Source organism: Pseudomonas sp. PF05, from assembly GCF_056521845.1.
On the sequence record NZ_JBWLPW010000005.1, the window covers coordinates 294,543 to 308,633 of the forward strand.

Here is a 14,091-nt window from a genome sequence, read left to right on the forward strand (position 1 = left end):
CCATGAGTTCATGGCCTGATCGATCGCCATCGCGAGCAAACTCGCTCCCACTGTCAATCTGCGATGACCAATGAATCCAGGTCCACAACAGATCCCCCGTGGGAGCGGGCTTGCTTGCGATGGCGGAGTGTCAGGCACCCATGCCTAGGCCCGACACTCCACCAACCCCTGCACCTGCCCACCCTCGCGCTGATTGTCCTCACTCAACCAGCGCTCGAAGCCTGCGGCGATCGCTGGCCATTCCGAGTCCAGTATCGAGTACCACGCGGTGTCGCGGTTCTGGCCCTTGACCACCATGTGCTGGCGAAACACCCCTTCAAACGTGAACCCCAACCGCTCGGCAGCATATTTGGAGCGGGCATTGCCATTGTTGCACTTCCATTCCAGCCGGCGATAACCCAGGGCGAAAGACTCCTTGGCCAGCAGATAAACCGCTTCGGTGCTTTTCGGCGAACGCTGCATCGGTGCGCCGAAGGTCACGTGGCCGATCTCGATGCGACCCTGGGCCGGCACGATGGACATCAGGCTGAGAATGCCCTGCACCTCGCCGCTGGCACGGTCGATCACGCTGAAGAAATATGGGTCGGTGTTGGCCGCATGGTTGTTCAGCCAGGCGTCGAACACGCCGCGATCCTTGAACGGGCCATAGGGCAAGTAATCCCAGAGTTTCGGGTCGGCACCGGGGCCTTCGAGGGCTTGCCAGAGGCCATCGGCATGGCGCGCCGGATCGAGTTTTTCCAGGCGGATGAAACGCCCTTCGAGCAACTGTGCAGAGGGCGCCGGGACACCTTTCCAATCGGCGAGTGAAGTCGACATGCTGCGCTCCTTAAAGGGCTTTGCGAAATTGAATGAAGCCTGGGCGCTCGGCGATGCGCTCGTACAGCTGGATCGCCGTGGCGTTGGTTTCGTGGGTCAACCAGTGCACCTTGCAGCAACCATCGGCCTTGGCGGTGGCGTAGACGAATTCGATGAGCTGGCGACCCACGCCAGTGCCACGGCTCTGTTCCGTCACCAGCAGGTCTTGCAGGTAGCAGGAATTCTCGATGCTCCAGTTCGAACGGTGATAGATGAAGTGCACCAGGCCCACCGCCGTGTCGCCCTTCCAGGCGAGGGCAGCATGGGTCGGTTCACGCTCATCGAGCAAGCGTTGCCAGGTGCTTTGGCTGACGGCGTCCGGCAATTCGGTCTTATAGAACCGCAGGTAGGCTTGCCACAGCGGCAGCCAGGCGGCGTGATCGTCGGCGCTGACGAGACGGATATGAGGTTGGCTCATGTTCACTCCTTGGACGATTGTTCAGGCATCAGGTGGGCGAGCGCCCGGTCCTGCGAGGCGGGGCTGGCGGCGAGGCCGTTGCGTACGCCGGCGGCGTCCGCCGGGCTTCGGTTCTGGCTGAGCTTGCGCTTGCCTTCCAGGCGTTGGATCGGCAGGGCGAAGCCGACGATGGCCTTGAGCATGCTGTCGATGTACTCGGGCGGCGCATCATCGATCTTCCACGGCTGCTCGCGAGCGGTTTCGTGGCGGTCGGTGAGGGCGCTCACCAGGTTGCGCAGGCGATGCGCGTCGCTGAACACCTCGGCCCTGCCATAGGCGTGTACGGCCACGTAGTTCCAGGTCGGCACGACTTTGCCGTGTTCGGCCTTGCTGGGGTACAACCCTGGGCTGACGTAGGCATCGGCCCCGGCGAAGATCACCAAGGCTTCGGCACCGGCTTGCAGGTCGCGCCATTGTGGATTGGCCCGGGCCATGTGGCCGTAGAGGCTTCCGTTCGGCCCTTGTTGCGTGTCCAGCAACAGTGGCAGATGACTGGCCTGCAGACCGTGTTCACCCTGGGTGACCAATACGGCCAGGCGGCAATCGTCCATCATCTGGTGCAACTGGGAGAGGTCTTCGACGGCAAAGGCTTTGGGGTTGTACATGATGATTTTCCTTGGCGAATGCGAGCATCCTAGGCAGGCTATTGGTCTGTTGTAAGAGCCACTTTCGGCCAATTCGATAGGTCCATTCGTGAGGGCTGTCATGCACAACGCCGCGCCACCACTGTCGTTCAATCCCGCAGGCATCGAGCTGGACCGTCGCCAAGGGCTCAGCCGCCAGCTGTACCAGGCGTTGCGAGCCCGGGTGCTGGACGGACGCCTGGCCAGCGGCACGCGCCTGCCGGCCAGCCGAGACCTGGCGGCGGCCTTGTCGATTTCGCGTAATAGTGTGGTGCGGGCCTACGACCAGCTCTACGCCGAGGGTTTCATCGAAGGGCGGGTCGGTGACGGTACGTATGTGGCGAAACTGTCCTCGACGACGTTGCCGCTGAAAAACATATCCACAAAAGTATCCACAGGGTTTTCAACAGGCTTACCCACAACCTTATCCACAGATTGGCTCGATTTACCTGTGGGTCCATCCAGTAAAGTTATCCACAGCGACGCGTTGAACCGTGTCGAAAAACACCATTTGGCCCAGCCGCCCAGTGGCCCGCCACGAGCGTTCAGGGTCGGTGTGCCGGCTTTCGATCTGTTTCCTTTCGACGTCTGGGCCAAGCTGAATGCGGCTTTCTGGCGCAAGCCGGATCTGCAGCAACTGTGTTATGGCGATTCCCAAGGGGATGCGCGCTTGCGCGGGCTGATCGCGGCGTACTTGCGCAGCTCCCGGGGGCTGCACTGCACGGCTGAACAAATTGTGATCACCAGTGGCGCACAGCAGGGCATCAGCCTTTGTGCACAGCTGTTGGTGGACCCGGGCGACGTCGTGGCGGTGGAAAATCCCGGCTATCGCGCCGCTGGGCATGCATTCGCCGTTGCCGGTGCCGACGTCAGGGGCGTGCCGGTGGATGGCGATGGCTTGGATTGCGCCGCGCTCGGTGCGTTGAGCCACTGTCGGCTGGCCTATGTCACCCCGTCCCATCAATACCCGACCGGGGTGGTCATGAGCCTGCCACGGCGGCTGGAGTTGTTAGCTTGGGCCGAACGCAACGAGGGTTGGATCGTCGAGGATGACTACGATGGCGAGTACCGCTACAGCGGCGCGCCACTGGCGCCGTTGGCTGCACTGGATCGTCACGGGCGGGTGCTTTACGTCGGCACGTTCGGCAAAGTGGCGTTCCCGGCCCTGCGCCTGGGTTACCTGGTGCTGCCACCCGGCCTGGTCAACGCCTTCGCCCGACGGCGCGCCGTGGACGTGCGCCACTCCGAAGTCAGTACCCAGGCCGTCATGGCCGAGTTCATGGCTGCGGGGCATTTCCAGCGGCATATCCGGCGCATGCGCAGGGCGGCGCTGGCTCGGCGTGATGCGTTGCTGGCAGGCTGGCCCAAGGCCGTTGCTGGTTTGGGGGCCATGCCCACGGTGGTAGCCGGGCTGCATGTCACGGTGCCTGTGGCGAGTATCGAGCGTGAGCACGAGCTGATCGCTCAGGCGACGAGCGTTGGGGTTGAGATCAACGGCCTGAGCGGCTACTGGCTGCCCACTACACCCTCGCAGGCGCGTGCCGGTCTGGTTTTGGGGTTTGCGGCGGTTGCGCCAGCGGCGATTGACACCGCGCTGGCGAACCTGTCCAAGGCCTGGAAAGTCTGAGGCCTCACAGCCGTATCAGTCCGTTTCAAGGCCGTTCTTTTGGAAAAAACACCTGCTGGGCCTGATCCACGGCGATTTCGCTACGGTAATGATCGATCAACTGACGTTGGCTCAAGCTCCGGGTGGAACGCTCGGTCATTCCAGCATTGATTTGCTCGACCGTTTTCAGGCGTGCCGAAAGGAACGTCCGGGCAGGCACCCAGTTGGTGGAGTAAATAAAATCCGCGAACCAGAGCGGTTTGCCGGTCTTTTTGTCGGTGATCTCATAACGATCGAGATAGCCCTGTGTTGGCGTCTTGATCCGCTGTCGATTTTTCCGCTTGGCGATGGAAATTCGATTTCGGTCTTTTAGCCAGATAACGCCAGTCATGGTGGGCGGGCTCTGCTTGATGATGTTCAGTACGGTCTCGAACTCCTGCGCGTACAGTGCCATCGATTCTTTCTTGAGCTGCAATCGCAGGGCATCGACCGAACGCTGTTCTTGCGGTGACAGTTCGATCGTTTCGTTTGTGACAACGCTCAGTGCCTGATCAAGGGCCGCTTTGAGCGCGATGCCGACTTTCGCCATCCTGCTGGCATGCGCGTTCATGATCATGGCAATACCGGCAGGCGTTCGGTTGGGCTGCTTCAGGTCGCGTTCGATTTGCGCCTTGAAGTCAGCCAGGCCATCGATCAGGGCCTGGCCTTTGCGAATGCTCGTTTGCAGCGCGGGTATCGCCAACGATGGGGGGGTGGATGGCTCATGAGGGGCCCATTCGCCGGTTTTCTTGCGGTGGAACGTGACGATGATTTCGTCCGAGAACGGATTCTTCACGTCCACCCAGTCCGTTTCTTCGCGCAGCCCGGATAACCGAGGCTCGCCGCTGACGAAGCCCCAGAAGCGGGCCCTGATGAATTTTTTCCTGGTTCGTGGGCGTTGCTCATAGGGGCTGTCAGCCCTGCGTCGGCTGCCTCGCTCATCGAGTGCCTGTGCCAGATGCTGCAATGCCCGTTTTTTACATTTACTGACCAGCTTGAGCATGCGCTGGATGTGCTCGGGGTTGGCGCTGTCCTTGTATTCGCTGCCCAGGTAATCGAGATGCTCTTCAATGGCGGCGAACTGTTCCGTCAGGCTGCCAATCGCGTCGATTTGCTCGTCCAGCCGGATCACGCTTCGCTCATCGATGGCGTCCCGCAGGCTCTGGAAAGCCACTGTGGCGTTGTCGACCAACTGGTTAATTTCCAACCACCCCTCAGGCATCGTGTTGACACTTTCCAGGGACAGGCAGAGATGGCGATACATCTCTATCTGGATAAGCCACAGATCGTCGCTTTTATAGACAGGCATTTTTCCACGGTGCTGCCGGACAAACTCAAAGCCTTCGCGCCCGAGTTCCTTGAGCTTGGAAAAGCGCGTTTCCATATAGTCCAGGCGCTCGATCATGTCTTCGGCGGTGCTGATCATGTTGTTGGCCGCATCGACATGCTGCTGCTCAGATGTCTTGACCTTGGCTGTGATCATGCGCATGGCCTCGCTCAGGGCCGGGCTGAAGCGCTCTCGCAACGCGTCCATTTCTGCGAAGGTGAAGTTGATTTGCGCGTTGAGATAGCCAAGGCTGATACGAGGACATTCGGGCCGGGCCTGGAAGACCGGCCACTCAAGCAGGGTCTTGAGTGCTTGCTCGTAGTTTTCCCGCTGTGACTGCAAGGTCGTCAAATAGGCCTCGCGCTTGGTGTCTTTGGTTGAACCCGAAGCCTGCTTCATTTCCTGCGCTTGCATGGTCAACAGCTTCTGCATCTGCGGTTTCTTTTCCTCAAACTGGTTGAGTTGGGCAAGCAATTCAATGTTGCGGCGTTGTGCGTCGACGATCACCTTGTGCCTGGCGCCTTTTGATCCGCTGCCGCGTAAACGCAAGCGGCTATCGACTATCCATTGGCCATGGTCGTCATGGACCAGCGGTGGGCCGGTGCGCGTGCCGCGGACAATGGAGATTTGGTCACCTTCTACGGACACCTCGAACCATTCTCCAGCCATCTTCGCGTACCAGTTCCCATCTTGCTCATAGAGCCCCTTGAGTGTGCCTTCGGTTTCGGGTTCTCCGAGGTCGCTGGGCGCGTCGATGCTGAAGCTCTCGAGGCGCTTGACGTCTTTGCTCGATTTGCCCATCAGGGCGCCGCTGGTATGGATGACCCTGTAGTGCTCTTGCGCCGATGCGGTTTCGGTGAGCGGAGCGAGCGTCTCGATAGTCAATTCGGGCTTGGGCAGGGGCAGGCTGGGCTCAGGGGCAATCTCCGGGGCTTCTGTTGCCAGTTTGCGTTGACCTGCCCTGCTGCGCTCGCTGGTGTAATTGATGATGCCTAATGCCACGTTCAGCAGTAGATCAACGAAAACTTCCCATTTGATGTTCCGGTCGGGAGCCTCGTCGCTTTGCGTCAATTGTTCGAGGTCGTTGAGAATTTGCCAGAGCCAGGTCGCGGTGTTCGCCGTGGTGCCGAGATAGGGCAGCGCCAAGTTGAGAATCAGCCAACCCGCTTGCTTGAACGTTGCCCACCGGCTTTCACTATTGGAGACCGACTGATGGTCGGCAAGCGTGACCAAGGCGTTGGCATTGGCTTTGTATAACAGTGGCAGGAAATCGCCCCCCAGGGTTTCCTCGCTCAGACTGATGGGGCCATTGTTGACCAGCGACGACAGCGGGTCGGCAAGGAATTCCACCACGGTCCAAGGGGACGGGAGTGCGCCGGGGAATACGTCACGGCTGTAGGTTTCCCGGACGCCGTCAGGCAGCCAGGCGAGTACTGACTGGCGCAAGGCGTCGGTTTGCCGGATCGCATACAACAAGTTGCTGAAAGAGGGGAACTGCCAAAGCTGTGGTTCCAACAACGGACGATAAAGCAGGCAAGGACCGGCACCCAGCGTCTGTGGGCCGATCACGAACATATTGGCAACGATATCCTGGGAAACCCCCAGCTGCAGTTCGGGCACGAAGGCCAGTTTGCGCAGCACGACCGCTTGCCCGTCCACTTTGCGGTCGGCTTCCTCAGGTTCCATCAGTGCGGCGACATAGCGACATCCGCGCTCATCGATATTGCCTACCCCACGCAGTTTTCCCTCCAGCGCGAGCAAGGGCAGCTGTATGCGTAATTGCGAGATGTACAAGGTTTCGCGGCGGGCCGATTCTGCCGGGTCATCGAGCAGTCTGCGCTTGATCAGCTCGGGATAAACGCGTCCGATATCGACTTGGGTGATGAGTTTTTCTACGTAATCGACAGTCATCCACTCGGGCAGCTCGGCCCCGTCGAGGGACCTGACGGTCTTGTTGCCCGATGGAACGGCAATCAGGTTTTGCAGTGCCAGTTCGACGAGGTTGAACCGAGTACTGTCCAACTCGAAGGGAACGACGAAAGTCCCCCAGACAACCAGGCTTTCTATTTCAATTTCGATTTTTTCCGGGTCCAGCGTCGAGGCGTCGGCGTGATCGGCGCGCATCTGCGTCTTCAAGGCACGCGCCGCATATTCCTTGATGGGGGGGATATCGTCCAAGTAGGTTTTGCCAACGTGGGAGATGCTCAGCGCCGACAGGTTCTTCATGTATTGGGCAAACAGGATCTGGTCGGGTACCGGTGCGGCCTGTAGCCACTCGGGTAACTGTTCTTGAAACCAGTCTTCGCCAGGCCCGGTGCTCAGTCCGCTGGTGGGTGGTTCGTTTACTGAGGAGGTCGAATGTTGCTTGATAAGGGGAGTGCCGACGATTTTCACCTGTATGGCGATGATCCCGCAGGCCTTGCTGTCGAAAATGTTGCCGCTGGGCTCATAGAGTCGCCATCGGATTGTCGAGGGCCGGCTAAAGGAGCCCAGATGAGCTGTAAGGGATTGTCCCAATGCCTGTCGGGACTCGAACTTCTCATAACCGTTGACCAATGAATGGGCAAGGATGACTTCCTTGTTGTCGATCGAACCGATCAGCACCACCAGAGAATTCTCAGCGATTTGGTTTGCCTGGTCGCCGTTGACCCGCTCGATGTCGATCAGATACGCGTGGCTGTCATATTTGTCGTTGCGGTCTTGCGGGTCGGGGTAGAGAAACAACTGCCTGGCCATGTCGCATTCCGTCGCCGTCCAGCCCTTGACCTGCTTGACGTCCCAGAGCTTGCGCAGCGTGCTGGAGAGCTCATGCCAACGCGGACCATAACTGCCGAATGGAGCGTTCCAGTAAGCCAACTGCTGCTCCTGGTTGGCCTGCAACATGGCCGGGGCCAGCTCGTTGATCAAACGTCCGATCTGGTCGATACGCACCGGCAAATGCACTTCGGGCACGGTGAGCGGTAGTTGGGTCAGGTAGTGCAGGCCATCAACCAGCAAGGTGGGTTTGCTTCGGTCCGATTGCAGGACGAGCAGGTCGCAGAGCGATTGATAGCGGGTGGGGCGCTCGATCAATTCGCCGCCGACAATGTCCCAGGCCGGTTCGCCGACGACGGTGGTATAGGGATCGATGTCCAGGGTGGGGTAAAGCTCCTTGAGCGCATCCCGCAGGAGTGCGGCGGCGACTTCCGGGTAGCTGGGGCCCGCGAGCAATTGGTTGAGCAGCGCGCCCTTGATGTTTGTGTCGGATGAAGGGGGCGTGTCGGTAGGGTCTGGTGTCGTCATCTGAGTGTCCCTGTCTCGAGATACATGAAAAACCCGAAGCCGGATGCTTCGGGCCTTTCATGCTAGAGAGGCCAGGAACGGGGCAGGTGGTAACTATGTATACGCTGGTGGGAGCAAAGCTTGCTCCCACAATGGCCTTTTCCCCCAACAGCCTTTACTGGCCGGATTTGATCCGGGTCCAGGCCCGCGTGCGCGCGCGCTCGGCATCCCTGGGCAAGGGTTGCAGGGTGTAGAGCGTGGTCATGGCCGCGGCGGTCGGGTACAGGTTGGGGTTGCCGCGGATCGCCGGGTCGACCATCTCGGTCGCGTCCTTGTTCGGGTTCGGATAGCCGACAAAATCGCTGACCGGCGCAATCACCTGGGGTTGCAGCAAGTAGTTGATGAAGGTGTAGGCGTCGTCCGGGTTTTTCGCGCCTTTGGGGATGGCGAGCATGTCGAACCAGATCGGCGCGCCTTCCTTGGGCAGGCGCATGTCCACCGTCACACCGTTCTTGGCTTCCTTGGCCCGGTTGGCCGCCTGGGAGAAGCTGCCGGAGTAGCCCACCGCCACGCAGATATCACCGTTGGCGATGTCGGCCATGTACTTGGACGAGTGGAAATAGGTGATGTACGGGCGCACCTTCATCATCAGCGCTTGGGCCTTGGCGTAGTCCGCCGGCTTCTTGCTGTTGGGGTCCAGGCCCAGGTGCTGCAAGGCCAGGGGCAGGATCTCCGACGGCGAATCGAGCAGCGCCACGCCGCACTGCTTGAGCTTGCTGATGTTCTCTTCCTTGAAGATCAGGTCCCAACTGTCCACCGGTGCATTGTCGCCCAGGGCGGCCTTGATCTTGTCCGGGTTGAAGCCGATCAGGATGGTGCCGTACATGTAGGGCACGGCGAACTTGTTGCCCGGGTCGTTGGCTTCGATCAGCTTCATCAGCTTGGGATCGAGGTGGTTCCAGTTCGGCAGCTTGCTGCGGTCCAGGGGCTGGAACACCCCGGCTTCGATCTGCTTGGCCAGGAACACGTTGGACGGCACCACCACGTCATAGCCGGAGTTGCCGGTCAGCAGCTTGGCCTCCAGGGCCTCGTTGGTGTCGAAGATGTCATAGACCAGCTTGACCTGGCTGTTCTGCGCCTTGAAATCGTCCAGGGCCTTGGGCGTGATGTAGTCGAACCAGTTGTAGACGCGCAAGGTGCGCTCCTCGGCCTGGACCGCGCCGCAAAGCAGCGCGGCGCACATGGCTGGAGCCATTAAACGCTTGAGTCTGTTCATGCTGTTATTCCTCATGGGGCGCTTTGGAAACCTTCAAGAACGTTCACGGCATTGATGCCGATTTCTGCCACCGCGTAGCCGCCTTCCATCACGAACAGCGTCGGCTTGCCGAGCGCCGCGATGCGCTTGCCCATCGCCAGGTAATCCGGGCTGTCGAGCTTGAATTGCGAGATGGGGTCGTCCTTGAACGTGTCCACGCCCAGGGACACGACGATGACATCGGCGTCGTAACCCCGGATTTGCCCGCAGGCCTGCTCCAGTGCCGCGCTCCAGGTGTCCCAGCCTGAGCCGGCCGGCAAAGGGTAGTTGAAGTTGAAGCCTTCACCGGCGCCCTCGCCATGCTCATCGGCATAGCCCAGGAAAAACGGAAATTCCGCCTCCGGATGGCCGTGGATCGACGCGAACAACACGTCGCTGCGCTCATAGAAAATCGATTGGGTGCCGTTGCCGTGGTGGTAATCCACATCCAGGATCGCGACCTTCTCATGGCCCTGGTCGAGAAAGGCCTGGGCGGCGATGGCAGCGTTGTTGAGGTAGCAATAACCGCCCATCAAGTCCCCGGCGGCGTGGTGCCCCGGTGGGCGGCACAAGGCAAAGGCACTGCGCGCACCGCGCTGGATGTCCGCTTGGGCGGTGAGGGCTACTTGCGCGGCGCTGTAGGCTGCCTGCCAAGTCCCGGCGGTAATCGGCGCGCCGGCGTCGAAACTGTAGTAACCCAGTTGGCCGTGCAGGCTGGTGGGGATGACCGTACGAAAGGTCCGCGCCGGCCAGGTGTAGGGCAACAAATCGCCGTCGCGGTTGTACTTGACCCAACGGTCCCAGGCACCTTTGAAAAATTCCAGGTACGCCGCACTGTGGATACGCTGGATCGGCCCCAGGCCAAAATCCTGCGGCGCCTCCACCGGCCCCAGCCCCTGCGTCTTGACCCGCTCCAACACATGATCGGCCCGGGACGGCATCTCGAAACAGGGCATCAGTTGCCCGTCCATCAACTCGCAGCGCCCGTGGTGCAGGTGGTGATCGTCTGAGTAGATCGTCAGCATTTTTGTTCTCCGCTAAGGCTGATCGGTGTGAACACAGTCTTGCGGCACGCAGCGTTTCAGAGAACGGCAGGAGAGGCCAAAAGGGGATCGAAATGGCCAATAAGTTTGACCGTAAATCGCCCCTTGTTGGCGCGGGCGTGCGCGGGGGTGGGGCAAGGGCTGTTTGAGGCTGTAATGCGTGGCGAGGGAGCTGCTCCCGCTCGGCTCTGTAGGAGCTGGCGAAGCCTGCGATCTTTTGATCTTTTGATCTTTCGCTCGGGACTCAAGTGCTTGGGGAAAGATCGCAGCCTCGCTTCGCTCGACAGCTCCTACGGGCGTAGCCCGGCGGGCGCAAGCTCCCTCGCCACGGGGTTGGTGGTGTAGCGGCTAGCGCGGATCGACGTTATCCAGCACACGGCTGGCCAGCATTGAACTCAGTTCGATCAATTGCTGGATGCCAAGGGCGATATGGCGGCGGGGGCCTTCCAGGTCGAAGGCCAGGTTGCTGATCATCGCGTCGGCGGATGCCAGGTTTTCGCTGAGGTTGGCGAGCAGGCATTCGTTGTCGGCGTTTTTTTTCACGGTGAAGAGCTGGTCTGGTTTGGACGTATCTTCGGATTTTTCCTGTTTGGGTAACAGGTAGTGATCCAAGACGCGTTTGGTGGTTTCGTCGTGCTTTTTGTTTTTGCTACCGGAACGGGTAGAGGTTGGGTCTGTTTCTGGAGGGTTTGGAGTTATCTTGAACATTTTTACGTCCTTTGGTTAGTAGGCCGCAACCATCTCGCTACTAAACGAAGGGGTGGCAGCTGTGCGCAAGTTAGTAGACCGGTAAAGGACAACGGAAACCCGGCGCGCCCGAAGGCGCCATGCGCACAGCCGCCATCGAGTGCAGGCGATGCCTGACTGATGAGACTCATGCAACCGTTGTCATTACCGGGCTACTAAACCCGACCACTGATAGGCAGTGGCAGGGAAACGATAGAACCCGTGGGCAAGGCGCACAAGCGGGCGGATTCTGGCGTAGTTGTAGGCAATGGCGCAAGGATGTGTAGCTGGGTGGAAGCTTTGCGGAGGGAGAATAAACAAGGCTCCAAATTGTCCCGGAATTCGTGGCCAGAGATTGCTCCCGCTCGGTTCTGTAGGAGCTGGCGAAGCCTGCGATCTTTTGATCTTTTGGGACTCAAGTGCCTGGGGAAAGATCGCAGCCTCGCTTCGCTCGACAGCTCCTACGGGCGTAGCCCGGCGGGGCGGGGCGACGTTTCGCTAAATCCCCTCGCCACAGAATGAGCGCCCACCACCAACCCATGTGGGAGCGAGCTTGCTCGCGATGGCGGCACCGCGGTGCATACCTGATCCGACGGCATGGATTGGCGGCTATTCCGCTCAGATGATGGAATCAAGATCCAGCGTATAGGGTTTACCGATCGCATACCCGTGAGCACCACGGATCAATTCACTGTCGTCATCCATGGCCGGCGCCATCGCCAGTTGCTCGGCCACTCGGTTTTCCGGGTGTGCCTGCCAGCGGGTCAGGTTGTGTGCCAGTTGCTCGGGTTGTCCCGCCAAGCTTCCGTAGACGTCTTTTTCACTGACCGACGCGGTGCGCAGCGTGGCCAGGCGGGCGCGCGTGTTGTGCATCTTGTCGACCTCACGGATGAGCGCAATGTTGACGGACCTTTCGCTACGTCCATTGGGCGCGCCCCGTCCCGCCAGGTAGCGCTCTTCATCGCGCAACTGTTGGGTAATCCGTGCCAGTGCATTGTCGATCCATTCATATTCGCGTTTTGTCGCCAGCGTGCTTCCCTCGATTTGCGCTTCCTGCCAGCGCCGTAAAGTCGCCCAGCAAGCGGGAATGTAGCTGGGGACCATGAAGTGATCACCGGTCTGGATGAGTTGGGCCAGCAATGCCGGGCGGTTCGGCAAGCCATATTTATGCTCGAGGGCCACCTCGCAGGCGGCGTGTTGAGTGATGGTGTCGCACTGGGGCATCCACAGGATCGAAGACCGTTCCTTGCGATCGAACTCCACCGGCAGGAAGTGCCGCAAGATGCCGTGGTGTTCGTAGGGCTCGCCCGTCAAGTTGGTGATGCCCGCCACGAATACGGAAAGACCGACCGGTACGTTGGCGAACGTAAGGGCCAACCCTGAGCCATAAACACCGCTCTTGGTGTTCATCCAACTGCCGGGCACGCTGGGTATCGGGTCGTTGTGGTTGACCATTCGGTAATGCACCAGGGCTTCGGCGTTTTTTGTGAAAGTGGCATCGGCGGCGCGGGGTGCGCCGTAGGTGTAGAGCTGGATGGTGTAGCCCTCCGGTCTACGCCGCAGCATCTCTGAAAGTAATAACGCCACCGCCCCTCCCAGGCTGTGGCCGCAAATCAGCAGTTTTTGCCCTGCGTAGAACCTGTCCAGATAGCTCGTCACGAAGGCCGCGGTTTTTTTTGCGGCGCCATAGAACCCTCGATGCACCCGGCCGACACCTTCTTCAAACGGCACCTGAAGCGCATCCGCGTCCCGCAGGAAGTCGGCGGTTTGCTGGGTGCCGCGTACTGCGATCAGGACCAGTTCGTCGTTGTGGGTGATGTAGGCCTGGGTATCCGTGGCTTGCGCCCCGGTTTTGCTGTCATCGAGGAAATGGACTTTGGCGGGGTGTTCCTGATCTTCGCCCAATTCCGGATCATTGACGGTGTAAAGGAAGGGGTCAAACGGCACGATCTCCAGGCGTTTGGAGTAGGGCACGTCTTCATACAGTGGGTAGTAGGGTTTGGGTTGTTCCGGATAGAACTCCCCGAGCTCTTCGAACTTGGCCAATGCGTCCGCGAACCAGTTGCCCACGCTGGGTTGCTCGGTGAAGCTCAGCGGCGTTTTTATTGGAGCCTTGTCAGGTGTCTGGCCGAAGGGGCAGTAGGTCAAGGTCGACATGATCGCCAGTTGGTACAAGTTCAGCGCACAGAATTCGGGAGCGGTGGACAGCATGGGCCGCAAGGCGCGTAACGGGCGAACTTCTAGCACTGTGTGTTTTTGCGGCATCAACGCTACGCCGAGCTTGCCCTGCTCGCCCATCAGCCGTGCCGGCCCAGCCGGGAGCGGGTAATGGCGGTACACCTCGGGCGGCAAATGCGCGACGTGTTTGACCAGGTGCCGTACTTCCACTTGGAAGAAATCGTCCGCGCAGGCTTGTGCGGGATTTTCCCGGGTGCGTGTGGCGTTTGGGTTCAGGTAGCGGGTTTGCTCGGCGCGGACTTGTAGTTCGGTGATTTGGAGGGGGTAGCTATCTCTACGTTGGAGTTCTATATAGAGTTTTTCTTGTTCTTGATAGTTTTGCTCAAAGGCAAGGGCTACTGGCCCGGCATAGTGATTCGTGACCTTGCCAATACCGATGGCATCCAGATTGCCAAGGTATTTTTGCCCTTCTGAATCGGTAGCGGCATAAGCCAGCCCTGCATAAGGTTCACCAGAACCAAACTCATCGACGAGTTGAAAGCTGGTCCAATTTCCGCCCTTGGGGCACGTCAGAATGCGACTGCTCAGCCGCGACTCCATACCGTTTTTCAATAACGCCATGTGTCGATCTCCTTATTCCGTACATCCTGGATAAATGGTGCATTGCCGGCCGTCTGGCATT

9 protein-coding genes are annotated in these 14,091 nt (G+C 59.7%); 1 reads left to right on the top strand and 8 read right to left on the bottom strand.

The genetic code is table 11. The features are described from left to right. Nucleotides 1-144: 144 nt before the first annotated feature. From AC09SL_RS11840 to AC09SL_RS11850, 3 genes are read right to left on the bottom strand one after another with little or no spacing between them, the layout of a single operon-like run. Complete coding sequence (locus tag AC09SL_RS11840; protein ID WP_058544334.1) at nt 145-816, bottom strand: GNAT family N-acetyltransferase; 672 nt, start codon at nt 814-816, stop codon at nt 145-147. A 10-nt stretch (nt 817-826) separates the two neighbouring features. Then, nucleotides 827-1,273: a GNAT family N-acetyltransferase gene (locus AC09SL_RS11845; RefSeq protein ID WP_058544335.1), complete on the bottom strand. Its 447-nt coding sequence runs from the start codon at nt 1,271-1,273 to the stop codon at nt 827-829. Between the two features lie 2 nt (nt 1,274-1,275). Continuing rightward, on the bottom strand, nt 1,276-1,917 hold the full coding sequence (locus AC09SL_RS11850) for an FMN-binding negative transcriptional regulator (protein WP_058544336.1): 642 nt from the start codon (nt 1,915-1,917) through the stop codon (nt 1,276-1,278). A gap of 100 nt (nt 1,918-2,017) precedes the next feature. Here AC09SL_RS11850 and pdxR point away from each other — a divergent pair, with 100 nt between their 5' ends. Further along, entirely contained in the window at nt 2,018-3,562 is a 1,545-nt protein-coding gene (gene pdxR / locus AC09SL_RS11855; protein WP_058544337.1) for a MocR-like pyridoxine biosynthesis transcription factor PdxR, read from the top strand. 25 nt (nt 3,563-3,587) lie between these two features. Here the strand turns inward: pdxR and AC09SL_RS11860 are convergent, their stop codons facing one another. From AC09SL_RS11860 to AC09SL_RS11880, 5 genes are all read right to left on the bottom strand, one after another. Continuing rightward, nucleotides 3,588-7,979 carry a dermonecrotic toxin domain-containing protein gene (locus AC09SL_RS11860; protein ID WP_231139234.1) on the bottom strand — a complete coding sequence of 1,464 codons (4,392 nt, stop codon included), beginning with the start codon at nt 7,977-7,979 and terminating at the stop codon, nt 3,588-3,590. Nucleotides 7,980-8,343: 364 nt separating this feature from the next. Further along, nucleotides 8,344-9,444 carry a polyamine ABC transporter substrate-binding protein gene (locus AC09SL_RS11865; protein ID WP_058544339.1) on the bottom strand — a complete coding sequence of 367 codons (1,101 nt, stop codon included), beginning with the start codon at nt 9,442-9,444 and terminating at the stop codon, nt 8,344-8,346. 11 nt (nt 9,445-9,455) lie between these two features. Then, nucleotides 9,456-10,487, bottom strand: coding sequence for a histone deacetylase family protein (locus AC09SL_RS11870; protein WP_058544340.1), 1,032 nt, complete (start codon nt 10,485-10,487; stop codon nt 9,456-9,458). 366 nt (nt 10,488-10,853) lie between these two features. Beyond that, nucleotides 10,854-11,213 carry a DUF6124 family protein gene (locus AC09SL_RS11875; RefSeq protein ID WP_058544341.1) on the bottom strand — a complete coding sequence of 120 codons (360 nt, stop codon included), beginning with the start codon at nt 11,211-11,213 and terminating at the stop codon, nt 10,854-10,856. Nucleotides 11,214-11,849: 636 nt separating this feature from the next. After that, nucleotides 11,850-14,030 (bottom strand): lipase family protein, encoded by a 2,181-nt coding sequence (locus AC09SL_RS11880; RefSeq protein WP_058544342.1) that lies wholly within the window; start codon nt 14,028-14,030, stop codon nt 11,850-11,852. Nucleotides 14,031-14,091 lie beyond the last annotated feature (61 nt).

Coding starts and splice junctions, on each gene's coding strand:
- AC09SL_RS11840 (WP_058544334.1), bottom strand. CDS start 816: ATGTCGACTTCACTCGCCGATTGGAAAGGTGTCCCGGCGCCCTCTGCA.
- AC09SL_RS11845 (WP_058544335.1), bottom strand. CDS start 1,273: ATGAGCCAACCTCATATCCGTCTCGTCAGCGCCGACGATCACGCCGCC.
- AC09SL_RS11850 (WP_058544336.1), bottom strand. CDS start 1,917: ATGTACAACCCCAAAGCCTTTGCCGTCGAAGACCTCTCCCAGTTGCAC.
- pdxR (WP_058544337.1), top strand. CDS start 2,018: ATGCACAACGCCGCGCCACCACTGTCGTTCAATCCCGCAGGCATCGAG.
- AC09SL_RS11865 (WP_058544339.1), bottom strand. CDS start 9,444: ATGAACAGACTCAAGCGTTTAATGGCTCCAGCCATGTGCGCCGCGCTG.
- AC09SL_RS11870 (WP_058544340.1), bottom strand. CDS start 10,487: ATGCTGACGATCTACTCAGACGATCACCACCTGCACCACGGGCGCTGC.
- AC09SL_RS11875 (WP_058544341.1), bottom strand. CDS start 11,213: ATGTTCAAGATAACTCCAAACCCTCCAGAAACAGACCCAACCTCTACC.
- AC09SL_RS11880 (WP_058544342.1), bottom strand. CDS start 14,030: ATGGCGTTATTGAAAAACGGTATGGAGTCGCGGCTGAGCAGTCGCATT.